Origin of the sequence: Streptomyces sp. IBSBF 3136 (assembly GCF_036815105.1) — a bacterium.
Classification (GTDB): domain Bacteria; phylum Actinomycetota; class Actinomycetes; order Streptomycetales; family Streptomycetaceae; genus Streptomyces.
Window position 1 is genome coordinate 1 of the sequence record NZ_JAJSZC010000055.1, and the last position, 25145, is coordinate 25145.

Annotated in this window: 19 protein-coding genes and 1 riboswitch; of the genes, 8 read left to right on the forward strand and 11 right to left on the reverse strand. The window is 73.6% G+C overall.

Going from position 1 to position 25145, the window contains the following annotated elements; translation table 11 throughout:
* Positions 1-543, forward strand: a 543-nt coding sequence (locus tag V7E45_RS14600; protein ID WP_333774573.1) for a sigma factor-like helix-turn-helix DNA-binding protein, incomplete at its 5' end; no start/stop codon positions are given.
* Positions 544-635: 92 nt separating this feature from the next.
* Here the strand turns inward: V7E45_RS14600 and sucD are convergent.
* The 6 genes from sucD to V7E45_RS14630 all read right to left on the reverse strand — a co-directional run bounded on the left by sucD (position 636) and on the right by V7E45_RS14630 (position 9214).
* On the reverse strand, positions 636-1520 hold the full coding sequence (gene sucD, locus V7E45_RS14605; RefSeq protein ID WP_319151909.1) for a succinate--CoA ligase subunit alpha: 885 nt from the start codon (positions 1518-1520) through the stop codon (positions 636-638).
* Between the two features lie 27 nt (positions 1521-1547).
* A complete protein-coding gene (gene sucC / locus V7E45_RS14610; RefSeq protein WP_333774574.1) occupies positions 1548-2729 on the reverse strand; it encodes an ADP-forming succinate--CoA ligase subunit beta in 1182 nt (393 codons plus the stop codon).
* Positions 2730-3346: 617 nt separating this feature from the next.
* Positions 3347-4273 (reverse strand): hypothetical protein, encoded by a 927-nt coding sequence (locus tag V7E45_RS14615; RefSeq protein WP_333774575.1) that lies wholly within the window; start codon positions 4271-4273, stop codon positions 3347-3349.
* A gap of 158 nt (positions 4274-4431) precedes the next feature.
* On the reverse strand, positions 4432-5628 hold the full coding sequence (locus V7E45_RS14620) for a VWA domain-containing protein (protein WP_443056042.1): 1197 nt from the start codon (positions 5626-5628) through the stop codon (positions 4432-4434).
* Positions 5625-8090 carry a DUF5682 family protein gene (locus V7E45_RS14625; RefSeq protein ID WP_333774576.1) on the reverse strand — a complete coding sequence of 822 codons (2466 nt, stop codon included), beginning with the start codon at positions 8088-8090 and terminating at the stop codon, positions 5625-5627. Before V7E45_RS14625 ends, V7E45_RS14620 begins: the two co-directional genes overlap by 4 nt.
* Positions 8087-9214, reverse strand: coding sequence for an ATP-binding protein (locus V7E45_RS14630; protein WP_443056043.1), 1128 nt, complete (start codon positions 9212-9214; stop codon positions 8087-8089). Before V7E45_RS14630 ends, V7E45_RS14625 begins: the two co-directional genes overlap by 4 nt.
* A 144-nt stretch (positions 9215-9358) precedes the next feature.
* Between V7E45_RS14630 and V7E45_RS14635 the strand changes: the two genes are divergently transcribed.
* Positions 9359-10720, forward strand: coding sequence for an SWIM zinc finger family protein (locus tag V7E45_RS14635; RefSeq protein ID WP_333774578.1), 1362 nt, complete (start codon positions 9359-9361; stop codon positions 10718-10720).
* A gap of 112 nt (positions 10721-10832) precedes the next feature.
* Entirely contained in the window at positions 10833-12461 is a 1629-nt protein-coding gene (locus V7E45_RS14640) for a DUF5691 domain-containing protein (protein WP_333774599.1), read from the forward strand.
* Positions 12462-12550: 89 nt separating this feature from the next.
* Here the strand turns inward: V7E45_RS14640 and V7E45_RS14645 are convergent, their stop codons facing one another.
* Positions 12551-12961: a cobalamin B12-binding domain-containing protein gene (locus V7E45_RS14645; RefSeq protein ID WP_317444951.1), complete on the reverse strand. Its 411-nt coding sequence runs from the start codon at positions 12959-12961 to the stop codon at positions 12551-12553.
* Positions 12962-13185: 224 nt separating this feature from the next.
* Here V7E45_RS14645 and V7E45_RS14650 point away from each other — a divergent pair, with 224 nt between their 5' ends.
* Both V7E45_RS14650 and V7E45_RS14655 read left to right on the forward strand, forming a co-directional pair.
* Positions 13186-14037: an esterase/lipase family protein gene (locus V7E45_RS14650; protein WP_333774579.1), complete on the forward strand. Its 852-nt coding sequence runs from the start codon at positions 13186-13188 to the stop codon at positions 14035-14037.
* A 286-nt stretch (positions 14038-14323) separates the two neighbouring features.
* Positions 14324-15862, forward strand: a complete 1539-nt coding sequence (locus V7E45_RS14655; RefSeq protein WP_333774580.1) for a M23 family metallopeptidase — start codon at positions 14324-14326, stop codon at positions 15860-15862.
* A 68-nt stretch (positions 15863-15930) separates the two neighbouring features.
* Here V7E45_RS14655 and pcrA read toward each other — a convergent pair whose 3' ends face one another.
* A complete protein-coding gene (pcrA, locus tag V7E45_RS14660) occupies positions 15931-18411 on the reverse strand; it encodes a DNA helicase PcrA (protein WP_333774581.1) in 2481 nt (826 codons plus the stop codon).
* 284 nt (positions 18412-18695) lie between these two features.
* Positions 18696-18863, forward strand: a riboswitch (cyclic di-AMP (ydaO/yuaA leader).
* Positions 18864-18871: 8 nt separating this feature from the next.
* Between pcrA and V7E45_RS14665 the strand changes: the two genes are divergently transcribed.
* Positions 18872-19975, forward strand: coding sequence for a C40 family peptidase (locus V7E45_RS14665; RefSeq protein WP_333774582.1), 1104 nt, complete (start codon positions 18872-18874; stop codon positions 19973-19975).
* 115 nt (positions 19976-20090) lie between these two features.
* Complete coding sequence (locus V7E45_RS14670) at positions 20091-21059, forward strand: tellurite resistance/C4-dicarboxylate transporter family protein (RefSeq protein WP_333774583.1); 969 nt, start codon at positions 20091-20093, stop codon at positions 21057-21059.
* A 3-nt stretch (positions 21060-21062) separates the two neighbouring features.
* Here the strand turns inward: V7E45_RS14670 and V7E45_RS14675 are convergent, their stop codons facing one another.
* A complete protein-coding gene (locus tag V7E45_RS14675) occupies positions 21063-21416 on the reverse strand; it encodes a hypothetical protein (protein ID WP_333774584.1) in 354 nt (117 codons plus the stop codon).
* A 416-nt stretch (positions 21417-21832) separates the two neighbouring features.
* Here V7E45_RS14675 and V7E45_RS14680 point away from each other — a divergent pair, with 416 nt between their 5' ends.
* Entirely contained in the window at positions 21833-22900 is a 1068-nt protein-coding gene (locus V7E45_RS14680; protein WP_333774600.1) for a C40 family peptidase, read from the forward strand.
* 18 nt (positions 22901-22918) lie between these two features.
* Here V7E45_RS14680 and V7E45_RS14685 read toward each other — a convergent pair whose 3' ends face one another.
* A complete protein-coding gene (locus tag V7E45_RS14685; protein ID WP_333774585.1) occupies positions 22919-23647 on the reverse strand; it encodes a response regulator transcription factor in 729 nt (242 codons plus the stop codon).
* Positions 23644-24936 (reverse strand): ATP-binding protein, encoded by a 1293-nt coding sequence (locus V7E45_RS14690; protein WP_333774586.1) that lies wholly within the window; start codon positions 24934-24936, stop codon positions 23644-23646. Before V7E45_RS14690 ends, V7E45_RS14685 begins: the two co-directional genes overlap by 4 nt.
* Positions 24937-25145 lie beyond the last annotated feature (209 nt).

Genomic DNA, 25145 nt, shown 5'->3' on the forward strand with positions numbered 1-25145 from the left:
CCGCCCGCCGACCCGGCCGACCGTGCCCTGCTGACCGCCCTGCTGCGGCTCCCGCCCTCCTACCGGCGCACGCTCGTCCTGTACGACGGCGTCGGCCTCGACCTGCCGGAGACGGCGGCGGAGACGGAGGCGAGCACCCCGGCCGCCGCCGGCCGGCTGACCCGGGCCCGTGAGGTGGTCGCCGAGCAGATCCCGGCCCTGGCCGACCCTGGCGTGCTGCACCGGCGCCTGGCCGAACTGGCCTCCTCGGAGCGGCTGCTCGCGACCGGGCCCACCACCGTGCGCACCTGCGGCGAGCGCCGGAACGTGTTCTGGACCCGGGCGGCGATCGCCTTCACGGTCACCATCATCGGCGCGACGGCGCTGACCCTGCGCTCGGCGCCCACCCACTACGAACCGCCCATCGCCCCGGCCCAGGCCGTGCAGGGCGTGCCGCCTCCCCCGGCCATGGGCCCGCTTTCCCCCGAGCGGCTGGCGCTCCGCGCGAAGCTCCTGCGCGCGCAGGACAACGGCCCGGACCGCCTCGCCCCGGCCGCCCACTGACCCGGCCCGCGGCGCCCACGACCGCCCGCGGGCACGAGAACGCCGGCAGGCCCGCCCCGTCAACGGGGCGGGCCTGCCGGCGTTCGGCGAACTCAGGCGCTCAGGATCTCCCGGGCCAGCTTCGCGGTCTCGGTCGGGGTCTTGCCGACCTTGACACCGGCGGCCTCGAGGGCCTCCTTCTTGGCCTGGGCGGTGCCGGACGAACCGGAGACGATGGCACCGGCGTGGCCCATCGTCTTGCCCTCGGGCGCGGTGAAGCCCGCGACGTAGCCGACGACCGGCTTGGTCACGTTCTCCTTGATGAACGCGGCCGCGCGCTCCTCGGCGTCGCCACCGATCTCACCGATCATCACGATGAGCTCGGTCTCCGGGTCGTCCTGGAACGCGGCCAGGGCGTCGATGTGCGTGGTGCCGATGATCGGGTCGCCACCGATGCCGACGGCGGTCGAGAAGCCGATGTCACGCAGCTCGTACATCATCTGGTACGTCAGCGTGCCGGACTTCGAGACCAGGCCGATGCGGCCCGGCTTCGTGATGTCGCCCGGGATGATGCCGACGTTCGACTGGCCCGGGGTGATGATGCCGGGGCAGTTCGGGCCGATGATGCGGGTCTTGTTGCCCTTCTTGCCGGCGTACGCCCAGAAGGCGGCCGTGTCGTGCACGGCGATGCCCTCGGTGATCACGACGGCCAGCGGGATCTCGGCGTCGATGGCCTCGACGACCGCGTCCTTGGTGAACTTCTCCGGCACGAAGATGACGGAGACGTTGGCGCCGGTCTTCTCGATGGCCTCCTTGACGGTACCGAAGACGGGTACCTCGGTGCCGTCGAAGTCCACGGTCTGACCCGCCTTGCGCGGGTTCACGCCGCCCACGACCTGGGTGCCGTCACCGAGCATGAGCTTGGTGTGCTTCATGCCGGTGGCGCCGGTCATGCCCTGGACGATGACCTTGCTGTCCTTGTTGAGCCAGATAGCCATGGTGTGTTGTGTCCTCGTCCTGAGTGCTTACTTGGCGGCGTGGGCCAGCTCGGCGGCCTTGTCGGCCGCGCCGTCCATGGTGTCGACGCGCTGCACCAGCGGGTGGTTGGCGTCGGTGAGGATCTGCCGGCCCAGCTCGGCGTTGTTGCCGTCGAGGCGGACGACGAGCGGCTTGGAGACGTTCTCGCCGCGGTCCTCCAGGAGCTTCAGCGCCTGGACGATGCCGTTGGCGACCTCGTCACAGGCGGTGATGCCACCGAAGACGTTCACGAAGACGGACTTGACGTCCGGGTCGCCCAGGATGATCTCCAGGCCGTTCGCCATGACCTGGGCGGAAGCGCCACCGCCGATGTCAAGGAAGTTGGCGGGCTTGACGCCGCCGTGGTTCTCACCGGCGTAGGCGACGACGTCCAGGGTGCTCATGACGAGACCGGCGCCGTTGCCGATGATGCCGACCTCACCGTCGAGCTTGACGTAGTTGAGGTTCTTCTCCTTGGCGGCCGCCTCGAGCGGGTTGGCGGCGTCCTTGTCGTGGAGCTCCGCGTACTCGGGGTGGCGGAACTCGGCGTTCTCGTCGAGCGACACCTTGCCGTCGAGGGCGAGGACCTCACCGGAGGCGACCTTCGCGAGCGGGTTGACCTCGACGAGGAGGGCGTCCGACTTGATGAAGGTGTCCCACAGCTTGACGAGGACGTTCACGACCTTGTCCGCGACCTCGGCCGGGAACTTGGCGGCCTCGACGATCTCGCGGGCCTTGGCCTCGTCCACACCGTCGATCGGGTCGATCGGGGTCTTGGCGACGGCCTCCGGACGGGTGGCCGCCACCTCCTCGATCTCCATGCCGCCCTCGACGGAGGCGATGGAGAGGAACGTGCGGTTGGCACGGTCGAGGAGGTAGGAGACGTAGTACTCCTCGACGATCTCCGGGGCGGTCTCGGCAATCATGACCTTGTGGACCGTGTGGCCCTTGATGTCCATGCCGAGGATGTCCGTCGCACGGGCGACGGCCTCGTCCGCGGAGGCGGCCAGCTTGACGCCACCGGCCTTGCCGCGGCCACCGACCTTCACCTGCGCCTTGACGACGGACTTGCCGCCGAGCCGCTCGGTGATCGCGCGCGCCGCCTCAGGCGTGTCGATGACTTCACCGGCCAGCACCGGTACATCGTGCTTGGCGAAGAGGTCCCTCGCCTGGTACTCGAACAGGTCCACGCGCTTCCGTCCCTATCAGTGATCTCGCGGTTCGTTGGATGCGTGGGCGTGCCGCGAAGGGCAACGTGACGTCCGCTTGTCACTAGGGGAGCGCACACGGTGTCCGAGCGCGCGGCATGTCCGTCTCGCAGGTTATCGCCGCTTGCGGGGGCGCCCTAAATCGAGGGTCACACCTGAGCGGTGATACCTGTCACATGATGCCTAGTTTCCTGACACGCCGTGCCGACATCGCGGGGAAGTGCGAGGCCTCACCGGGCTGGGGTTGACCCGGTGAGGCCCCTGGACGGGCCCCGGAGGGGCCCTGAGCGGTCGGTCCCCACCCCAATGGGGACCACCCGCCCCTTCTCGCGGGGGGCCGGCCGGACGGTCCGACGGCGTTCGGCCGTCCGGGTGCCGACGGCCCCGCGGAGTTCATGGGGGCGTCAGCCCAGGTAGCTGATGCCCTGCCGCACGCACCGCACGCCGTGCGGGTGAGCCGTGTGGTGCGCATGGCCATGGAGCGGCGGAACCCCACGACCGGCGATCCGCCCGGCTCCGTCGGGTGGGACGCCCGGCCGCACCACCGCCCGCACGACAGCCGCGGGGGCAGGAGGCCGGCCCGGCCCCGGGCCGGTGAGCTAACCGGGGAAGACCGGGATGTCCCGGTGCCGTTCCCGGGTCCGTGGCACCTCGGTGCGGGCGAGCGTGCCGGCGGGCAGGAGCCGCAGGGGCGCCCGGCCGCCGGGCGCGACGGCGCAGCGGTCACCGCTGTGACGGGGTGCGGGGGCGTCGGCCGCCTGTTTGCCCAGGACGCCGTCCGGGTCGCCGGTGGGGCGGGGCGGCACCGGTGCCCCGGCGGGCGGCGCGGCGGGGGTGACGGCACGGTGGGCGGCTGCGCGTGCGGGCGCCTCGGCGGCGCGGGCGGTGACGCGCGCCACGGGGGGCCCGTAGGCGGTGGCCGACGGACGCGCGCCCAGGGCGGTACGGGCCGCGGTGCGCACCCGGTGGTCCGGGCCGCCCGCCTGGGCCGTGCCGCCGTTCCGGTGCGGCCGGGATTCGGGACCGGCCGGCGTCGGCAGCGGCTGCGCCGGAGGCCCGGAGCCCTCGGGAAGCCTCGGCAGCGGCGCGGTCGGCGGACGGGGAGCCGGCACGGGCGTGGCCGGCGGTGGCGGCAGCTGCGGCAACGTCGGCAGCCGTGTCGTCGGCATGGTCGGCAGGGTCGGCAGCGGCCGGAGGGGCGGGAGCGTCGGCAGAGGTGTGGTCGGCAGGGGCACCGTGGGGTCGGTGGGCAGGGCCCGCAGGGCCGGCACCCCGGCCCGCGTCTCCTCCAGGGCCCGGGAGGCCGTCCGCACCACGTCCCGCACGGGGATGGTGACCCGCCCGGTGACCGCACCGCTTCCCGCGTCCAGCGGCACGTGCACCACCGGCCGGAGGGCAGTCACCGGCAGCACCGGCGCCCCCTCGGCCGCGTGGGCCTGCTCCCCGCAGAGGAAGCCGAGCACGAACAACCCGCCGACGAACAGGACCAGTTGCAGCGCGCGACGACCCGCCGCCGTACGCAGCACGCGCACAGCGGTACCGAACGGAGCGGCTGGCAGGGTCAAGAGGCGAGGGCTTCCTCAGATCGGCACGGCGAGGCGGCGTCGATCCTCGCACGCTGCGCCCGAGGTAGCGCAAGCCCTGTGTTACCGATGGGTAGTCATGTCCCTTTTCCCGCCCGGCGTCACGCGGTGTCCGGTATCGGCAGGGGACGCTTCTCGATCGCCGCCGCCATCACCTCCGGGAACAGGTCGGGAGTGCAGGCGAACGCCGGCGCGCCGAGCGCCCCGAGCGCCGCCGCGTGCTCACGGTCGTAGGCGGGCGCGCCCTCGTCCGACAGCGCGAGCAGGGCGACGAACTGCACTCCGGACGCCTTCATCGCCGCGACCCGCTTCAGCATCTCGTCGCGTATGCCCCCCTCGTACAGGTCGCTGATCAGCACGACCACCGTCTCGGCGGGACGGGTGATCTGCGACTGGCAGTAGGCGAGGGCCCGGTTGATGTCCGTACCGCCGCCGAGCTGGGTGCCGAAGAGGACGTCGACCGGGTCGTCGAGCTGGTCGGTGAGGTCCACCACGGCCGTGTCGAACACGACCAGCCGGGTGCTGATCGACCGCATGGAGGCGAGCACCGCACCGAACACGGACGCGTAGACCACGGACGCCGCCATCGACCCGGACTGGTCGATGCAGAGGACGACCTCCTTCTTCACCGACCGGGCGGCCCGCCCGTACCCGATGAGCCGTTCCGGCACGATGGTGCGGTACTCGGGCAGGTAGTGCTTCAGGTTGGCCGCGACGGTGCGGTTCCAGTCGATGTCGTGGTGGCGGGGCCGGCTGATGCGCGCGCTGCGGTCCAGGGCGCCGGTGAGGGTGGCCCGGGTGCGGCCGGCCAGCCGCTTCTCCAGGTCCTCGACCACCTTGCGCACCACCGCCCGCGCCGTCTCCTTCGTCGTCTCCGGCATCGCCTTGTTCAGCGAGAGCAGCGTGCCCACCAGGTGCACGTCGGCCTCCACCGCCTCCAGCATCTCCGGCTCCAGCAGCAGCGAGGCGAGGCCGAGCCGGTCGATGGCGTCGCGCTGCATGACCTGGACGACGGAGGAGGGGAAGTAGGTGCGGATGTCTCCCAGCCAGCGCGCCACGGACGGCGCCGAGGCGCCCAGGCCCGCCGCGCGGTCCCGGCTCGGCTGCGGCTTGTCGCCCTTGCCGTAGAGCGCGGCGAGTGTGCCGTCCATCGCCGCGTCACGGGCCGACAGCGCGCATCCGGTGCCGTCGGACTGGTCGCCGCCGAGCACCAGCCGCCAGCGGCGCAGCCGCTCCCGCGCCGCGTCAACGTCGGCCGCGCCCGCCCCGGTGTCCGGCATCGTCGCTCCGGTCGTCATCCGCCCACCTCCACAAGACTTCCGGCTTCGGTCATCCCCCGCGTCCCCTCGTGTTCCGGGTCCGGGCCGAGGAGCAGCCGCAGGACCGGCAGTACGGCGTCCGCCCGCCCGCTGTCCGGTTCGGCGGCGAAGCCCGGGGTGCCGCCCGCCCGGGTGGCCGGGACGGCGGGCCCGTCCGGGCCGCGCCGCACCAGTTCGCCGAGGGTTCTGCGCACGGCGGGCTCGTACGCCGAGAACGTGCGCCGCAGCAGGGGGAGCACGTCCGTGAACGCCTCGGCCGGCACCCCCGTCAGCCAGGCGTCGACCAGCGTGAGCAGCCGGTCGTCGTGGACCAGCAGCATGCCGCCCCCGCCGCCGACGAAGCCCTCGATCCACGCGGCCGCGTCGACGGGCGGTGTCCCGGGCGACAGCACCAGGCCCATCAGCCGGGCCGCCTCCTCCGACTCCAGTGCGCCGTCGTCCAGCAGCAGCCGTACGGCCCGGCCCCTGACCACCCCGGGCACGGTGTCCCGCAGGGCCAGCGTGCGCAGCACGGAGCGCCAGCGGGCGCGCAGGTCGGCGTGTCCGGTGCCCGGCGCACCGGTCGGCGTCTCGGCCAGGAGGCCCACCGCACCGTGCACGGCGTCGACATGGCCGCGCATCTCCTCCGCCGCGTCCGCGTCCAAGGCGGCGCAGGCGGGCGGGAGGCCGACGAAGATCCGCTCGGCCAGGCCCGCCGCGACACCGGCCAGGGCACCGGTGTCGGTGCCGCGCACATCGCCGTAGCGCAGGGAGCGGACCAGGGCGGGCAGCGCCTGGGCCAGGTGGCCGACGTCCGTGTCCAGGGCGGCCCGGTCGGCGAGCACCCGCATCACCACGGGCAGCGCGTCCGGCAGCCCGGCGAGCAGGCAGAGCTCGGCGAGCGCGGTGACGTCGGCGAGGGCCCGGGCGGCCGTCGCGTCAGCCTCGGCCCGCGCCGTGGCCGCCGCGAGCACCGTCGTGCCCCATACGCCCGCCTCGGCGACCCGCACCGACAGTTCCGGTTCCCAGCGCAGCCGCCAGGTCTCGCGGAACGTGCCGGTGCTCCCCCGCGACCGGGCCGGCTCGCCCCAGCCGACTCCGAGCAACCGCAGCCGGTGCAGCAGTCTGCTGCGGCCGGCGTCGGTCTCCCCCCGCAGGTCGAGTTCCAATTCGCGCTCCAGCGCTTCCGGCCGCAGCCTCAGCCGGCGCTGCTCGCGGGCCAGGTCGCGCTGCAACGGCACCGCCGGCGCCGACTGCGGCACCTCCCCCAGCACGTCACCGACCACCAGCCGGTCGTGCACCAGCGCCAGCGGGACGTCCGAGCCGTCGCACATCACCGCCCGCACCGCTTCGGTGGTCTCGCTCAGCCCGGGCAGGGGCCGGCCGCGCATGGCGGCCAGGGTCTCCGCGAGCCGCACCGCCTCGATGACATGCGCGGAGGAGACGATGCGGTCCTCCTCGCGCAGCAGCCCCGCCACCCGGGTCAGCCATCTCTCGACCGGCCGGTCCGGCGCCCGGAACAGATGCCCGTACCATCCCGGCGAGTCGATCCCGGCGCCGTACCCGCTCGACCGGGCCAGCCTGCGGTGGGTCCACGGCACCCAGGTCAGGTCGGCCCTGACCTTGGGCAGGCCCTTCAGCAGCGCCCGGTCCGCGGCGACGGTGGCCTTCTCGCGCAGCGCGGGCACGTGCCAGGCTCCGCACACCACGGCCACCGCGTCCCCGAACTCCTTGCGGGCGGCGCGCACCTTGAGCCGCATGTGGGCCTCGCGCACCAGATCGCGGGGCCGGCCGGCGGCGCCGTACCGCTCCCGCAGTGCGGTCATGGCCTCCTCCAGCGCGGTGAACGGTGCGAAAGGGTCCCGGCGTCCCGGGCCGCGGTGCTCGACGACGTCCTCCCACCAGCGCTCGGGGTCGTCGTGCCCGGCGGTCTCGGCGAGCACGGCGAGCGGGTCGAGGCGCAGGTCCCGCTCGGGGTCGGCCTCCCCGGGGCCGCGCTCCTCCTCACGGCCGGCCCCCTCCGCAGGGTCGGCCTCCTCCTGGGCCCCGGCTTCGGCGCCTGTGTCGTCACCGGCGTCGGTGCCGTGCGGTGCGTCCGTCCCGGTGTCCCAGGCCAGGGAGTGGGTGGCGGGCAGGTCGACGAAGCGGGCCGGGACGCCCTGTTCGAGGGCCCAGCGGATCGCCACCCACTCGGGGCTGAACTCGGCCAGGGGCCAGAAGGCGGAGCGTCCGGGCTCGTCCACCGCGTGGGCGAGCAGCGCCACCGGGGGCCGCATCTCCGGCTCGGCGGCCAGCGGGATCAGCGGGTCGGCCTCGGGCGGCCCCTCGATCAGCACCACGTCGGGGCGGGCGGCTTCCAGGGCGGCCCGTACGGCGCGCGCGGAGCCGGGCCCGTGGTGCCGCACGCCGAGCAGCAGCGGCCCGCGGGCGTACGCCCTGCCCCAGGCGGAGTCGTCGCTCATCGGCTCACCTCGCGGCAGGCCCGGTAGAAGTCCTTCCAGCCGTCGCGCTCGCGCACGACGGTCTCCAGGTACTCCTGCCAGATCACGCGGTCGGCCGCCGGGTCCCGGACCACCGCGCCGAGGATGCCGGCGGCGACGTCCGCCGGGCGCAGCACGCCGTCGCCGAAGTGGGCCGCGAGCGCGAGGCCGTTGGTGACGACGGAGATCGCCTCGGCGGTGGACAGGGTGCCGCTCGGCGACTTCAGCTTGGTACGGCCGTCGGCGGTCGTGCCGTCGCGCAGCTCGCGGAAGACGGTCACCACCCGGCGGATCTCGTCGATGCCCTCCGGCACGGCCGGCAGGTCCAGCGACCGGCCGATCTGCTCGACGCGCCGGGTGACGATGTCGACCTCGGCGTCGGGGCTCTCCGGCAGCGGCAGCACCACGGTGTTGAAGCGGCGGCGCAGCGCGCTGGAGAGGTCGTTGACGCCGCGGTCGCGGTCGTTGGCGGTGGCGATGAGGTTGAACCCGCGGACCGCCTGCACCTCCTGGCCCAGCTCCGGGATGGGCAGGGTCTTCTCGGACAGGATGGTGATCAGGGTGTCCTGCACGTCGGCGGGGATGCGGGTCAGCTCCTCCACCCGGGCCGTCATGCCCTCCGACATGGCCCGCATGACGGGGCTGGGCACCAGGGCGTCGCGGCTGGGCCCGTGCGCGAGCAGCCGCGCGTAGTTCCAGCCGTACCTGATCGCCTCCTCCGGGGTACCCGCGGTGCCCTGGACCAGCAGGGTCGAGTCGCCGCTGACGGCGGCCGCCAGGTGTTCCGACACCCAGGTCTTGGCCGTGCCGGGCACGCCGAGCAGGAGCAGGGCGCGGTCGGTGGCGAGGGTGGTGACGGCGACCTCGACGATGCGGCGCGGCCCCACGTACTTGGGGGTGATCACGGTGCCGTCCGGCAGGGTGCCGCCGAGCAGGTAGGTCGCCACCGCCCACGGCGACAGTCTCCAGCGGGCCGGGCGCGGGCGGTCGTCCTGGGCGGCCAGTGCGGCGAGTTCGGCCGCGAAGGCGTGCTCGGCGTGCGGGCGCAGTGCCTGCGCGGCCGTGCTCCCGCTCGTCTCGACGGAGTTCGGTTCCACGGATTCCATGGACACAGTCATGGCTGAGGCCCCCTCCAGCTCGGCCGGTGGTCATCTGGCATCCACCGTGCACCACGCCACTGACAATCGCCCTGACCTGCGCAAACGTGCCGGCAGGGCCGATTGTCAGTGGCGGGACCTACCGTCGGTGGCATGACTGAGCAGGGGGTGCGCTGGACCGCTGAGCAGGTGCTGGCACTGGCGCCTGACGCCGCGTCACGCAAGGCGGGGAGCAAGCTGGGCACGGCCGGGCCGTGGTCCGAGGCCGGCAGCGGAGAGGGGACGGTGTGGGGGCTGTGCAAGGGCAGTGGCAGCAAGCCGTACCAGACGGTGGTGGACCTCGCGGGCTCGGGCGGGCCCGCCTACAAGTGCAGTTGTCCGAGCCGGAAGTTCCCGTGCAAGCACGCGCTGGGACTGCTGCTGTTGTGGGCGGAGCCGGGGGGCGCGTTCGCCGCGGTGGCCGAGCCGCCGGAGTGGGCCGAGCAGTGGCTGTCGGGCAGACGCGGGCGCGCGGAGAGCAAACGGGCGGAGGCTGAGGGGAGTTCCGGCACCGGGTCGGCTGATCCGGAGGCGGCTCGGCGGCGGGCGGAGCGCCGGGCCGAGCGGGTCACGGCGGGCGCGACCGAGCTGGAGCAGCGCCTGTCCGACCTGCTGCGCGGTGGCCTGGCCTCGGCCGAGCAGGCGGGGTACGGCCTGTGGGACGAGACGGCGGCCCGCATGGTCGACGCACAGGCACCGGGACTGGCCGCCCGGGTGCGGGAGTTGGGGGCGATACCCGGCTCCGGACCCGGCTGGCCGGCCCGGCTGCTGGAGGAGTGCGCCCTGCTGCACCTCCTGGACCGGGGCTGGCTGCGCCGCGACCGGCTGCCGGACGACCTCGCGGCCACCGTCCGCTCCCGGCTCGGTCTGCCCGCATCGGCGGACGGCCCACCAGTGCGCGACCGCTGGCTGGTCCTCGCCCAGTACGACACGGTGGACCCGAAGCTGACGACGCGCCGGATCTGGCTGCACGGCGCCGAGTCGGGCCACACCCGGCTGCTCCTGTCCTACGGCGCGGCGGGCCGGGCCCCGGAGCTGTCGCTGCCGGTCGGCCTGGCGGTGGAGGCCGACCTGGCCGGGTTCCCGGGAGCCGGACAGGCACGGGCGGCGCTGGGCGAGCGGTACGCGCCGCCCGCACCGGCCGCCCTGCGCCCGCCGGGTGTGACCACGGCCGAGGCCGCGGCCCGCTACGGCGAGGCGCTGTGCGCGGACCCCTGGCTGGACTCGGTCCCGGTCACCCTGGACCACGTCGTCCCGGCACCGGGACCGGAGCCCGGGTCCTGGCAACTGGCCGACGCGGAGGCGGACTCGGCGCTCCCGATCGTCGCCGCCGCCCCCTCCCGACCGGGTCTGTGGCGTCTGGTCGCCCTCTCGGGCGGCGCCCCCGTCAAGGTCTTCGGTGAGTGCGGCCACCGCGGCTTCACCCCGCTGACGGCCTGGCCGGAGGGGCCGGGCGAGCCGGTGACGCTGTGCTGACGGCTCCGGTCCTGGCGCACGGGGACGCGGAGGGCGGCTGCGTCCCTCACAACGCGTGGCACCAGGAGAGCGACGGCATGAAGAAGGAGGCGGCATGGAGGAAGGAGGCGGCATGAACGGGACCTCGGCCGCCGGGGACGTCCCGGCACCCGCGAGCCCTTGGGAGGACCTCGTCACCACGGCCCTCCTCGGCACCGACCGGCGTCCCCCGGCAGCGGTGCCCGGCGGACAGGCCCCGGTGGCGCTGCTGGACGCCGCCGCCGTGGCCACCGTGCGGCGGCGGGCCGGGCTGCGGCCCGGGCGGGCCGCGCCCCGCCCCGAACCCGCTCCGCTCGACCCCCGCCCCGCACTGCCCGCGGCCGCGGCGCGCAGGCTCGCGACCCTGCTGGCCGACCGCTCCGGGGGTGGCGGCGGCCGGCGCGGCAGCTCCCCGGACCTCATCGAGTTGCTCCCGCAGTGGCTCGCCGCGGCCAACGCCCACGGGTACGCGGCGCCTCCGCAGGCGCTGCCCGCGCTGCTGGACGCCGCCCGGGGCCGTACGGACCTGCGGCCCGCGGCGCTGGCGTTCGCCGGACCGCGGGCGCTGTGGCTGGCCCGGCTGAACCCGGACTGGCGTTTCGCCCTGCGCTCGGCGCCGGGCGGCGGTGCGACCCTGCCGGACCCGGCGGACGGCGACGCGGTACGGCGGCTGTGGGAGGAGGGCCTGTTCGCCGAGCGGGTCGCGCTGCTGGCCGCGCTGCGCGCCCGTACGCCCGCGCCGGCCCGGGAACTGCTGGCGTCGACCTGGGCGACGGAGCGGGCCGAGGACCGGCTGATGTTCCTCGACTCGCTGCGCACGGGCCTGTCCCTGGAGGACGAGCCGTTCCTCGAACAGGCGCTCGGAGACCGCAGCCGCAATGTCAGGGCGACGGCGGCGGAGCTGCTGTCCGCGGTGCCGGGCTCGGCGCTCGCCGCGCGGATGGCGGTCCGGGCCGCGGCATGTGTGGCCGTGGACCGGACGGGGAACTCGCCGATGGTCGTCGTGGAGGCGCCACCCGAGTGCGATCCGGGCATGGAGCGTGACGGTGTGGCGGCAAGACCACCCACGGGCAGAGGAGAACGGTCGTGGTGGCTGGGTCAGCTGGTGGAGGCGGCACCGCTCGGCATCTGGGCGGGCCGGCTCGGCGGACGTACCCCGGAGCAGATCGTGTCGCTGCCGGTGGCGGACGACTGGCAGGCGGAGCTGCACGCGGCCTGGTGCCGGGCGGCGGTGCGCCAGCGCGACACCGCGTGGTCGAGGGCGCTGCTCGGCGCGCCGTCGGCCCCGGAGGCGGGCGGGCCGGGGGCGGTGTCGCTGGCGGAGCGGGCGAAGCTGCTGGGGGCGCTGGAGCCGGGGGAACGAGCCGCGTGGGTGGCCGGCTTCATCGCGACGCACGGCCTGTCGGAGGCGTTCCAGCTGCTCGGGGTGTGCGCGGTGCCGTGGGCCGCCCCACTCGGCCGGTCCGTGGTGGACGCCCTGGACATCGCCCGGGACGCGGGCAGTTACCCCTGGAGCTTCAGCGGAGTGATGGGACTGGCCGAGCGCTGTCTGGACCCGGCGGAGGCCGCCCGCCTGGAGGGTCTTCTCGCGGTGCCCGACGAGCGGGAGGACGCGTCGCCGGGGGCCGGGGGCTACTGGGCGGAGGCGTTCCAGCGGCTCATGGCCACGCTGCGGCTACGGGCGGCGATGGCCGCGGAACTGCGGCCGGGCGCGCCGAGGTGACACCGGCCGCCAGGGCCGGCTCGGCCACCTCTGCCGTCGGCGTGGTCACGGTGGTCTCGGTGGGCTCCGTCGGACCGGAGGTGCCGCGCCTAGGCGGGCTGCCGGGCGTTGCCCCGCACCCACTCCACGATCTCGGTGGTGGTCGCCCCGGGGGTGAAGATCGCCGCGACGCCCTTCTCCTTCAGCGGCGGGATGTCCTCCTCCGGGATGATGCCGCCGCCGAAGACGAGGATGTCCGCGGCGTCGCGCTCCTTGAGGAGGTCGATGACGGCGGCGAAGAGGGTGTTGTGGGCGCCGGAGAGGATGGACAGGCCGATCGCGTCGGCGTCCTCCTGGATGGCGGTGTCGACGATCTGCTCCGGCGTCTGGTGCAGGCCGGTGTAGATGACCTCCATACCGCCGTCGCGCAGCGCCCGTGCGATGACCTTGGCCCCGCGATCGTGGCCGTCGAGCCCCGGCTTCGCCACCACCACGCGGATCGGACCGGCTGCCACACCCATCACTGCCTCCATCAAGCGACCACGGAAGCGACCGCTTCCGCTCGTACCGACAAGTACCGCATATCTGGCACGTTCCGCCACCCGTCGGCAAGTGAACGAACGTTATCTCCAGCATCCCGCAACCGGCGGTTTTACGGTGCGGACAGAGGGGGAAATCACACGGTGGGACATGAGGGCACACGGGGGACCGAGCCGCCCCCCGGGTGCCGACAGGAGGTCGGCCAATGAAGGTCACCGGGGTACTTCCGCTCTTCCTCCCGTTCTACCGGCGCCTGTGGCCCGGCAGACTGGTCGACCTTTCCATGACGCTGTTCAAGGCGACCGCACTGGAGGCCGCGATCCTCGCCGGCCACCTGCTGCTGTACCCGACCGGCCTGGTCCAGGAGCGCCGCTGCGCCGTCCTGCCCGCCGGGGAGGGCACCACCCGGCTGCCCGGCCGCCCCGGCCCGCCGGTGGTGCTGCTGCACGGTTTCATCGACAACCGCTCCGTCTTCGTCCTGCTGCGCCGCAGCCTGGTCCGCAACGGCAGGCAGCGCGTCGAGTCGCTGAACTACTCCCCGCTGACGTGTGACATCCGGACCGCCGCCGAACTGCTGGGCCGGCACGTCGAGGAGATCTGCGAGCGCACGGGCAGTGAGCGCGTGGACATCGTCGGCCACAGCCTCGGCGGGCTGATCGCGCGCTATTACGTACAGTGCCTGGGTGGTGACCTGAGGGTGCGCACGCTGGTCACGCTGGGCACCCCGCACTCCGGCACCCGGGCCGTGCCACTGGCCAGCGCGCACCCGATCGTGCGGCAGATGCGTCCGGGCTCCGAGGTGATCGAGGAGCTGTCCCGGCCCGCGCCCGGCTGCCGCACCCGGTTCGTCAGCTTCTGGAGCGACCTGGACTCCGTGATGGACCCGCTGGAGGCGGCCTGCGTCGACCATCCCGACCTGGACGCGCTGAACGTGCGGGTGACCGGGATCGGGCACCTGGCCCTGCCGGTGCACCCCGCCGTCGCGGCCGGGATACGAGAGGCCCTCGAAGAGGCGCACGCGGCCGAGACGATCACGGGCGGCCTGACGGTGGCCTGACGGGGGCCTGGGAGCGGCCCGCACCGGGCGTCCGGACGGGCGAACGGGTGATTCGCGGGCCCCCGCCGGGGGCGGCACAGCCGACGCACAGGTGACTCACTGTCACCTGCCATCGAACACATTTCGAACACAAAGCCAAACTCGCGTCCGCCGTCCCCCGAAACACGGGCGATTGCCCGTTTCCGGCCAACGCGAAACCGGCCGAAGATTGTCGCGCCCGCATACCGCCGGGTACAGTCGCCGCACTGCTCTGGCAGCCCCTGTTGTCGAGGCGAAAGAGAAGTTGGTGAACGACCGTCACCCGTCGGGGAGTACGACCACCCCGGCCCCGGCTTCCGACGCCTCCGCCACGCACTACGCGCCGTACGGGACCCAGGAAACCCGCTACGACGACCTCACCACGTACGGCGGCTACGACGCCACCGGTTTCACCGCCGGTTCCACCGGCACCGCGACCTTCGCCGGCGACCCGCTCTTCGGCAGCCTCCCGGGCGGTGAACAGCACGCCCACGCCGCCACCCAGTGGGGCACCGGCACCGGTCACACCCCGGGGTACGACCCCTACGTGGCACAGCACCACACCACCTACGACTCGGGCACGTACGACAGCACCGCCTGGACGGTTCCCGCCCAGGCCACCGGGCACGACGTCAGCGGCCAGTGGGACGCGAGCGCCTGGACGCAGGCCGAACAGCCGGGCCACGCCGGCCAGTCCGCCGTCGCCGATCCCACCCAGCAGTGGGACTGGAACGCCCAGGCGTTCGACACGGGCGCCTACGACGCCACGCAGTGGAACTCCGACGGCGCGGCCGTACCGCACGAGCAGCTCGCCGAACCGTTCGACCAGCAGGCCACGGCCACGTTCGAGCAGGTCGGCGACGCGCAGGCGACCGCTGCCTTCGACCATGTGCCTTACGAGGACGCCGCCTACGGCGACACGGGCCACCACGGCGAGCCGGGCGACACGGTCGCCGAGGACGACGAGCGGGGCTCCACGGGCGAACTGCCCGTCGTGCCGGACCTGCTCGACGACCAGGAGGAGACGACTGCGGCCCCGGCGCCCCGCCCGGGCTCACGCAGCGCGGCGCGTTCCCGGCGCCGTACGCCCCCCAAGCGCTCCGCGCTGCTGACCATCGCCGTGCCCTCTGCCTGCGTGATGGGCGTGGCCGGGATCGCGGCCGCCTCCGTCGGCGGTCTGAACGACGGCGGCGGCAAGGACACCACCGCCTCCGCCCCGGACGCGCAGGCGGTGAAGCCGTCCGTCGCCAACAGCAAGCTGGACGCCCAGCTCCGCACGCTCTCCGCCGGAGCCGACGACTTCGCCGACCGGGCCAGCCGTACGCAGGACCGGATCGACCTCAAGGCGCAGCAGGAACTGCAGCAGAAGAAGGCGGCCGCGGAGGCCGCGCTCAAGGAGCGGCTGCGCCCCAAGTTCGCGCTGCCGGTCGCGCAGCGGGGGCTCAGTGCCTACTTCGGCCAGGCGGGTGTGAACTGGATGTCCGTGCACACGGGCATCGACTTCCCGGTCTCGTACGGCACCACCGTCATGTCCGCCGTCGACGGTGTCGTCTCCACGAAGTGGAACAGCGCCTACGGAAACATGATGATCGTGACGGCGAAGGACGGCACGGAGACCTGGTACTGCCACCTCTCCAGTTACCGCGTCGCCTCCGGCACGAGCGTCAAGGCCGGCCAGCCGATCGCGTTCTCGGGGAACTCGGGCAACTCCACCGGCCCGCACCTGCACTTCGAGGTCCGGCCCGCGGGCGGGGCGGCCATAGACCCCCTGCCGTGGCTGCGCAGCCACGGTCTGGACCCGACCTGATCCGGCCTGATCCGGCCTGACACCGAGCTGATCATCGAGCCCCGCCGGTCCGGCGGGGCTCAGGTCTTCTACAGCCTCTCCACCGGCGCGTACCGCAGCAGCAGCCGCTTCGGCTTGCCGTCCCCGAAGTCGATCGTCGCCTGGGCCTTGTCCTCCACGCCCGAGACCGCGACGACCGTGCCGAGCCCGAACTGGTCGTGGGTGACCCGGTCCCCGACGGCGAGGGACACCACCGGCTTCTCGGAGGCCCGCCGGGTGGCGAACCCGGACGCGCCCGCCGCCGAGGAGCGCGAGCGGGTCGAGGAGAGCGAGGCCGCGATGCCGGAGACCGGCGCGGCGGACCGCGGCGCGGGAGCGCCCGTCCGCTTCCACTCCAGGTGGGCGGTCGGGATCTCCTCCAGGAAGCGGGAGGGCGGGTTGTACGAGGGCTGTCCCCAGGCGCTGCGCATAGCCGAGCGCGTGAGGTAGAGCCGCTCACGGGCGCGCGTGATGCCGACGTAGGCCAGGCGCCGCTCCTCCTCCAGCTCCTTGGTCTGGCCGAGGGCGCGCATGTGCGGGAAGACGCCGTCCTCCATGCCGGTCAGGAAGACGACCGGGAACTCTAGTCCCTTGGCCGTGTGCAGGGTCATCAGGGTGATGACGCCGGCGCCGTCCTCCTCGTCCGGGATCTGGTCGGAGTCGGCGACCAGGGCGACCTGCTCCAGGAAGTCGGCGAGCGTACCGGTCTCGCCCTCGCCGCGCTCCTGCTCGAACTCCAGGGCCACGGCGGCGAGTTCCTGGAGGTTCTCGATGCGGGTCTCGTCCTGCGGGTCGGTGGAGGACTGCAACTCGGCCAGGTAGCCGGTGCGTTCCAGCACCGCCTCCAGGACGGTCGCGGGGCCGGCGCCGGACTCCACGACGGTACGCAGGTCCTCCATCAGCGTGTTGAACCGCTTGACCGCGTTGGTGGAGCGCGCCGCCATGCCGTACGCCTCGTCCACCCGCTTCAGCGCCTGCGGGAAGCTGATCTTCTCGCGCTGGGCGAGGGCGTCGACCATCGCCTCCGCGCGGTCGCCGATGCCCCGCTTGGGGACGTTGAGGATACGGCGCAGCGGCACGGAGTCCTCGGGGTTGGCGAGGACGCGCAGGTAGGCCAGGACGTCCCGGACCTCCTTGCGCTCGTAGAAGCGGACGCCGCCGACGACCTTGTAGGGCAGGCCGACGCGGATGAAGACCTCTTCGAAGACACGGGACTGGGCGTTGGTGCGGTAGAAGACGGCGACGTCCCCGGCCTTGGCCTCGCCCGCGTCCGTGAGGCGGTCTATCTCGTCGGCGACGAACTGGGCCTCGTCGTGCTCGGTGTCCGCCACGTAGCCGGTGATCCGCGCGCCCTGGCCGGCGTTGGTCCACAGGTTCTTGGGACGGCGGGACTCGTTGCGCTCGATGACCGCGTTGGCCGCGGAGAGGATCGTCTGGGTGGAGCGGTAGTTCTGCTCCAGCAGGATCGTCGTGGCGTCCGGGTAGTCCTCCTCGAACTGGAGGATGTTGCGGATGGTCGCGCCGCGGAAGGCGTAGATCGACTGGTCCGCGTCACCGACCACGCAGAGTTCGGCGGGCGGCAGGTCGGCCTCGCTCGGCGGGACGTCCACCGGGTGCTCCGCGGTCCCGACGAGTTCGCGCACCAGCGCGTACTGGGCGTGGTTGGTGTCCTGGTACTCGTCGACCAGGACGTGCCGGAAGCGGCGGCGGTAGTGCTCGGCGACGTCCGGGAAGGCGCGCAGCAGGTTGACCGTCGTCATGATCAGGTCGTCGAAGTCGAGCGCGTTGGCCTCGCGCAGCCGCGACTGGTAGAGCGCGTACGCCTGGGCGAGGGTCTTCTCGAAGCCGTCGGTGGCCTGGGCGGCGAAGTCCTCCTCGTCGATCAGCTCGTTCTTGAGGTTGCTGATCTTGGCGCTGAAGGACTTGGGCGGGAAGCGCTTGGGGTCGAGGTCGAGGTCCCGGCAGACCAGGGCCATCAGGCGCTTGCTGTCGGCGGCGTCGTAGATCGAGAAGGACGAGGTGAAGCCGAGCCTCTTCGACTCGCGGCGCAGGATCCGCACGCACGCGCTGTGGAAGGTCATGACCCACATCGCGTTCGCGCGCGGGCCGACGAGCTGCTCCACGCGCTCCTTCATCTCGCCCGCGGCCTTGTTGGTGAAGGTGATCGCGAGGATCTGGCCGGGGTGCACCTGCCGCTCGGCGAGCAGGTGGGCGATGCGGTGGGTGAGCACCCGGGTCTTGCCCGAGCCGGCGCCGGCGACGATGAGCAGCGGTGAGCCGGCGTGGACGACGGCCGCGCGCTGGTTCTCGTTCAGCCCGTCGAGGAGCGCGGCCGCGTCGAGCGCGGGGCGGGGGGCGCCGTCACGGTAGTGGGCGTCACGGTCCGGCGGCACGTCGAACTTCCCGCCGAACAGATCGTCCGGAACGGGCTCCGGCGCGTGATCGTCCTCGGGCGGCGGCGGGTGTTCCTCCTCGTGCCCACGAGGGGCCTGGAGGTCCGCCAGGAAGCTGTCGTCAAAGAGGCTGCTCATCGCTCTACGAGTCTAGGGCGCCGCACCGACAACCGGTCCCCGCCCCTGAAACCCGGCCCGCGCGGGGTTCGCAACCGGACACGACGCACCGCGGCCGGTCCTCACGCCGCGGGGGCCGACATGGCCCTCACGCTGCGAAAGCGCCCTGTCACACCGGTGTGAAACATGGGCCAGGTCACGGAAATGTATCGGACATAAGGCACACCAACCTTCACAGGAGTCACACGAGTTGGCTAGGTTGCCGTCAGGCCGCACGCACCCCTTCCGGCGAACGTCGCCGGGCGTCGTGGCCTCCGCCGAGTCCGGTGCGCCTCACGCGGCCGGAGCCGGGGACCCACCGATCCCGGGGTGAATCGGCCGACTCCCGACCGGGACGACGCCGTAGGGCAACCCTTCCGAACCACCCGCCCGAACCCGACAGCTAACCCGGTAGGCGGCACGTTGGAAGGAGTCGCCACCCTTGGCGTCGCACCGCAAGCCGCGGCCCGGCGGAAGTGGACCGGGTCTGCGCACCCCCGCTCTCGCCACCGCCGCGTTCACCTCCGTGGCCGTCCTGTCCCAGACGGCCGAGGCGGCCCCCGTCGACGACGGCAGGCCGAGCGTGGAGGAGATCGAGAAGAAGATCGACGAGTTCTACCGGCGGGCCGAGTCGCCGGCCGCGCCGTCCGAGGACACCCAGGAACGGACCGGACGGCAGTGGGGCCGGCTGGACTCACTGCGCGGGAAAGCGGCGTTCAGCGACGGCCCGCAGGAGCCGGAGCGGGACCAGCGCCCGCCCGACTACTTCCACCAGACCCGGCTGATGGACCGGCTGGCCTCGACGGTGAAGAAGCGCCAGGAGACCGCCAGGAGCACCGAGACCGACGCCGAGGCCCCGGTTCCGGGCCCCCCGGCGCACGCCCCCGAGCGCGCCGGAGCCGCCGGCCGGCGGCAGGAGGCCGCCCCCGCGGCCGCACCGGCGTACGACCCGAAGACCGCCAAGGCGGCCGTCCAGCACAAGCTCGCCGCCGCCCGCGGACTGCTGGCCCGGCTGACCGCCCCGGCGGAGCCGCCGCCGGCCCCGGCCCTGGCTCCGACAACGGCCCCGGCACCTGCCCCGGCTGCGCCCCTGGCCCAGGCCCAGGCCCCGACACCGGCCGAGGCCGGACCGCGCGGGCCGCGGGAGGCCGCGGCACCGTCGTACGGGACGTCCCCGGGCGGGCGTGCCACCAGGGCCGGCCTGGCGATCGCGTTCGCCCGCGCCCAGATCGGCAAGCCGTACGTGAACGGGGCCAGCGGGCCCGGCTCCTACGACTGCGCCGGTCTCACCCGGGCCGCCTGGAAGGCCGCCGGTGTCATCCTGCCGCGCACCGCCCGTGCCCAGGCCGCCCTGGGCACGACGGTCCCGCTCGCCGACGCGCGCCCCGGTGACCTGGTCTTCTTCCACGAAGACCTGAGCCATGTGGGCCTGTGCACGGGGGACGGGACGATGATCCACGCGCCGGGGCCCGGCGCGTACGTCCGCGAGGAGTCCGTCCAGCACGGCGGCGACCGGGTCGTCCACAGCGTGGTCCGGCCCGCCTGACGCGCGTCCGCGCGTCCGGACGCCCGGATGCGCGGACGTACCGTCGTCGTCTTTTCGAGCCCCACGCGCGCGTGGCCTCGCCGTGCGGCTCGCGCGGCTCCCTAGCATCTGGATCATGCCCGGCATCTCAGGTCTGCGCGCGTGGTGGGCGGAGCGTCCGCCGGCGGCGGGCGCCGCCGTCCTGGCGACCGGCATCGTCTCGATCGCCCTCCACATGACGGGCCACGAGACGGTGTCCCGGGTCTTCCTCTGGCTCGGCTGCCTCGCCTGGCTGGCGCTGGCCGCCGACTTCTGCGCCCGGCTGGTGTGGCGGCGGCAGCGCTGGCTGGCCGACGCGGGGACTCCGGGCTCGATCACCGCCGTGGCCGCCACGACGGTGCTCGGCACCCGCCTGTCGGCGCTCGGCAGCCAGACGCCGGCCGAGGAGTTCCTGGCGCTGGCGGCGCTGCTCTGGCCGGTGCTGCTGTTCCTGGTCGTACGGCGCTGGGAGCGGCGCATGCCGGGAGCGGTGTTCCTGTGCTGCGTGGGCACCGAGGGACTCGCGGTGCTTGCGGCCACCCTGGCCGCGGCCGAGAGCACGGCGTGGCTCGCGCATGCCGCGCTGGTGCTGTTCTGGCTGGGTCTGGTGCTCTACTGCGTCGCCCTGCCGCGCTTCGACCCCCGGCAGTTGTGGCAGGGGGCCGGGGACCAGTGGATCGCGGGCGGGGCGCTCGCCATCTCGGCACTGGCCGGTGCGAGGCTGCTCGCCGCCGACAGCGCGCGGCTGTACCTGTGGAACGACGACGACGAGGGGGTGCTGCGCGACATGACGGGCGCGCTGCTCGTCCTGAGTCTGGCCTGGTACGCCGTGCTGCTGGTGGCCGAGGTGGCCCGGCCGCGGCCGGCCTACGACGTGCGGCGGTGGGCGACGGTGTTCCCGCAGGGGATGACCGCCGCGGCCGTGCTGTCGGGCGCGACCGTCCTGGACGTCCCGTGGCTGCGTAGCCTGGGGCAGGTGCTGATGTGGGTGGCGGTGGCCGCGTGGCTCGCGGTCGCGGTGGGCGCGGTCCTCGACGCCCGGGCCGGGATCAGCGCCCGGCTCTGAGCGTCACGTCCACAGCACGGCGATGAAGATGTTCGCCGTGGTCAGCAGGCCGACCAGGCCGAAGACGCGCTTGTCCACCTTCTCCTCGTCGCGCTGCACGTAGACCAGCCCGAGGATCACGATGAGCAGGGCCAGCTTCACGCCGATCTTGAAGGTGTTGACGTGGTGGCCGTCGGCCTCGTTGAGCCCGACCAGGGCCACGCCGGTGACCAGCATGGTGAAGGCGCCGTGCAGCATCCCGGGGACGAAGCGCGCCGTGCCCCGGCCCATCGCCTTCATCTGGGTGAGGAAACCACCGAGCAGTGCGGCGATGCCGATGATGTGCAGGCCGACGAGGAGATGGATGAGTACGTCCATGAGCCCGGAGCCTAATGAGGGCTCCCCGACCGGCTGTCACCGGGCCCTGTGTGACAGCCGGCGCCTCTTGCATATATGCGCCCCATAGCACCCCAGCACTCCCTGGTGTCCCGCATTCCGCGCATCGGTCACCACGCTACGTGAAGACGACGACTCCGGCACGGCGATACGGTCACTTACGGTCACGTTTCGATCCGTCGGCGCCAGTTCCGTACTCCGCGTTACCAACCTGTCACAGACGGGCCTAGCGTCCTCCCCCAGGTGACCGGCACCCCACCGCCGCCCGGGCCAGGGGCGGCCGCCGGTCGCCGCGCCGAGAAAGGCCCGGCGGTGGCCCGCTCCCCCTGTGCGGGCCATCGCCGGTCGCCTCGATCGCCCCAGACGCAGCAGTCCCACGAAAGGTCGTGACGGTCCAGGTGGCAGCGCACCGCAAGCCCCGACAGCGCTCGCTCGGCGGCAGCACCGCCCGTACGGCCGTCACCCTCGCCCTCGCGGGCGCGGCCACCGCCGCGGTGTTCGACGGCACCGGCAGCGCCGCCCCGGAACTGACCGCGGCGCAGGTGAAGGCCAAGGTGGACAAGCTGTACCAGCAGGCGGAGGCCGCCACCGAGACCTACGACGGGGCCAAGGAGAAGGCCGGCGCGGCCCAGCGACGGCTGAACTCGCTGCGGGACGAGACCGCGCGCAAGCAGCAGAAGCTCGACTCGGCCCGCGACGCGCTGGGGTCCTTCGCCGCGGCGCAGTACCGCGAGGGCGGCATCGACCCCGCCTGGCAGCTCGCCCTCTCCAGCGACCCCGACCGGTACCTGGACGGCGCCGCGTTCGCGGAGCGGGCCGGCGCCCAGCGGGCCGGGGCGGTGGCCCGGGTGCGCGAGCAACTGCGGGAGGTCGAGCAGTTGCGCGGGGCCGCCCGCGGCGAGCTGACGGCGCTGCGGTCGCGGCAGGCGGAACTGAGGCGGCAGAAGCGGACCATCACGGAGAAGCTGGCGCAGGCGCGCCGGCTGCTGGCGCGGCTCACTCCGCGGGAACGGGCGCAGGTGACCGGGGACGGCGGAGCGCCGCGGCATGCCACACGGTCCACCCCGGACGCCCGGCCGCCGCTGGACGAGCCGGGATCGACCGCCTCCGCCCCGGACTCCCGCGCCGCGGCGGCCGTCGCCTATGCCTACCGGAAGCTCGGCAGCCCGTACGTGTGGGGCGCGACCGGCCCGGACGCCTTCGACTGCTCGGGCCTGGCCCTGGCCGCCTACCACTCCGCCGGGGTCTCGCTCCCCCGCACCACCTACGCCCAGATCAACGCCGGCCGGCGGGTCTCCCGCGCCGAACTGCGACCGGGCGACCTGGTGTTCTTCTACTCCGGCATCAGCCACGTCGGCATCTACGTGGGCAACGGGCAGATGATCCACGCCCCGAACCCGTCGGCGCCGGTCCGCCTGGCCCCCATCGACCAGATGCCGTTCGCCGGGGCGACCCGGGTGGCCTGAGGCCGGCCGGTACTGCGGTCAGACCAGGCGGCGGGCGGTGGCCCAGCGGGTCAGCTCGTGCCGGTTGGACAGCTGGAGCTTGCGCAGGACCGCCGAGACGTGCGACTCGACCGTCTTCACCGAGATGAACAGCTGCTTGGCGATCTCCTTGTACGCGTAGCCGCGGGCGATCAGGCGCAGCACCTCCCGTTCGCGCTGGGTGAGGCGGTCCAGGTCCTCGTCGACCGGCGGGGCGTCGGTGGAGGCGAAGGCGTCCAGGACGAACCCGGCCAGCCGCGGCGAGAAGACGGCGTCGCCCTCCTGCACCCGGAAGATCGAGTCGATCAGGTCGGTGCCCGTGATGGTCTTGGTGACATAACCGCGGGCTCCGCCGCGGATCACCCCGATCACGTCCTCGGCGGCGTCCGACACGGACAGCGCGAGGAAGCGGACCGGCGCCTCGGCGGCCGACATCAACGCGGCGCACCGGCGCAGCACTTCGACCCCGCCGCCGCCCGGCAGGTGGACGTCGAGGAGGACCACCTCGGGCCGGGTCGCCGTGATGACCGTGACCGCCTGGTCGACGTCCGCGGCCTCGCCGACCACCTCCACACCGGTCTGGGCGGTCTGCCCGATCTCGGCCTGGACGCCGGTGCGGAACATCCGGTGGTCGTCCACGAGCACCACGCGCACGTGCCGCTCCTCCGCGCCGGACCCGGCCCGCTCCGCCGCCCCCGCCGTACCGTTCGCCTCGGTCGCGTCGCTCATGACGTCCTCTCCACCCTCTCCATCTCCAGCTCGACCTCCGTGCCGCCGCCCGGCACCGCCCGCAGCCGGGCCGTGCCGCCGTTGCGTTCCATACGGCCGATGATCGATTCTCTGACGCCCATGCGGTCGGCGGGTATCGAGTCGAGATCGAAGCCCGGACCGCGGTCGCGGACGGACACGAAGACCGTCTTCCCCTCGACCTCGGCGTAGACCTGCACGGCGCCGCCGTCGCCACCGTACTTGGCGGCGTTCACCATCGCCTCGCGCGCGGCCTGCATCTGCGCGGCGGTCCTCTCGTCGAGCGGGCAGTCCCCGACCACCACCACCTCGATGGGCACGCCGTGCTTGTCCTCGACCTCGGCCGCGTTGCGCCGCACCGCCTCGGCGACCGTGTCCGGCTCGTCGTCCTCGTCCTTGCCGGTGCCCTCCGGTTTGTACAGCCAGGTGCGCAGGTCCCGCTCCTGGGCCCGGGCCAGTCGGCGCACCTCGCCCGCGTTGTCGGCGTTGCGCTGGATCAGGGTGAGGGTGTGCAGCACGGAGTCGTGGACGTGGGCGGCGACCTCGGCGCGCTCCTGGGCGCGGATGCGCATCAGGCGTTCCTCGGACAGGTCCTGGGTCATGCGGACGAGATAGGGGCCGGCGAGCAGCGTGATGCCGACCAGGACGGCGAGCGCGGCCTGCAGGACCGCGCCGAGGTGGGCGGCCGAGCCCTGCATGACGAAGATGGCGGAGACACCGGCGGTGACCAGCAGGACGCCGACGCCCGCGCGCAGCAGGGTGAGCGTGCGCCGCCGGCTGCCCACCTCGACCCAGCGGGCCCGGCGGGCGTTGTCCGCCTGGCGCCAGACTAGGGCGACACCGGCCGCGACCAGGACGGCGGGCAGCAGGTACGCCTTGGCGCCCCGGGTCAGGTTGACGCTCCCCACGAACACCATCGACACGATGACCATGAGGAGCAGGGCGACGATCTGGCCCTTGTCCGGCTTGCGGGCGACCAGTCTTCGGCGGCCGTCGGGCGAGGTCTCGGTGCCGACCAGCGACTGCGACTTCTGGTCGCCGACGCCACCGACGCCGAGCGGCACGAAGAACCAGAACGCGGCGTACAGCAGCGCCCCGAGCCCGTCCGCCATGAACAGGCCGACGAAGGCCAGCCGGACCCAGATCACGGGCAGCCCGAGATGCCCCGCGAGTCCACGCGCCACTCCACCGAGCCAGCGGCCGTCGCTGCTGCGGTAGAGCTTGCGCGGGGGCCGCGGGTCGTCGAGTGGCAGGCTTGCGGCTTCCGGCATGCCAACGATGGTCACACGGGCAGGTGTACGGAGCATCAGGGTCGGCCCCCTAGAGTCCCCTGATCTTCGAGCGGGCCGCCTGAACCGGTCCGGAACCGGCCCCGGAATCGACCCGGAGCCGTGCCTCGAACCCCTCCCCGGGCCCTCTCGGGTCGGATCTCAGGGTTCGCCCAGGGTCATCCCGGCTCCCGCGGCGGCGGACGGCCCGT

Bases quoted from the DNA above. Each gene is read 5' to 3' on its own strand.
- V7E45_RS14675 (WP_333774584.1), bottom strand. From the start codon at position 21,416: ATGGACGTACTCATCCATCTCCTCGTCGGCCTGCACATCATCGGCATC.
- V7E45_RS14640 (WP_333774599.1), top strand. From the start codon at position 10,833: ATGAACGGGACCTCGGCCGCCGGGGACGTCCCGGCACCCGCGAGCCCT.
- sucD (WP_319151909.1), bottom strand. From the start codon at position 1,520: ATGGCTATCTGGCTCAACAAGGACAGCAAGGTCATCGTCCAGGGCATG.
- V7E45_RS14650 (WP_333774579.1), top strand. From the start codon at position 13,186: ATGAAGGTCACCGGGGTACTTCCGCTCTTCCTCCCGTTCTACCGGCGC.
- V7E45_RS14670 (WP_333774583.1), top strand. From the start codon at position 20,091: ATGCCCGGCATCTCAGGTCTGCGCGCGTGGTGGGCGGAGCGTCCGCCG.
- V7E45_RS14645 (WP_317444951.1), bottom strand. From the start codon at position 12,961: ATGGGTGTGGCAGCCGGTCCGATCCGCGTGGTGGTGGCGAAGCCGGGG.
- pcrA (WP_333774581.1), bottom strand. From the start codon at position 18,411: ATGAGCAGCCTCTTTGACGACAGCTTCCTGGCGGACCTCCAGGCCCCT.
- V7E45_RS14685 (WP_333774585.1), bottom strand. From the start codon at position 23,647: ATGAGCGACGCGACCGAGGCGAACGGTACGGCGGGGGCGGCGGAGCGG.
- V7E45_RS14690 (WP_333774586.1), bottom strand. From the start codon at position 24,936: ATGCCGGAAGCCGCAAGCCTGCCACTCGACGACCCGCGGCCCCCGCGC.
- V7E45_RS14630 (WP_443056043.1), bottom strand. From the start codon at position 9,214: ATGGAATCCGTGGAACCGAACTCCGTCGAGACGAGCGGGAGCACGGCC.
- V7E45_RS14620 (WP_443056042.1), bottom strand. From the start codon at position 5,628: ATGACGACCGGAGCGACGATGCCGGACACCGGGGCGGGCGCGGCCGAC.
- V7E45_RS14635 (WP_333774578.1), top strand. From the start codon at position 9,359: ATGACTGAGCAGGGGGTGCGCTGGACCGCTGAGCAGGTGCTGGCACTG.
- V7E45_RS14625 (WP_333774576.1), bottom strand. From the start codon at position 8,090: ATGAGCGACGACTCCGCCTGGGGCAGGGCGTACGCCCGCGGGCCGCTG.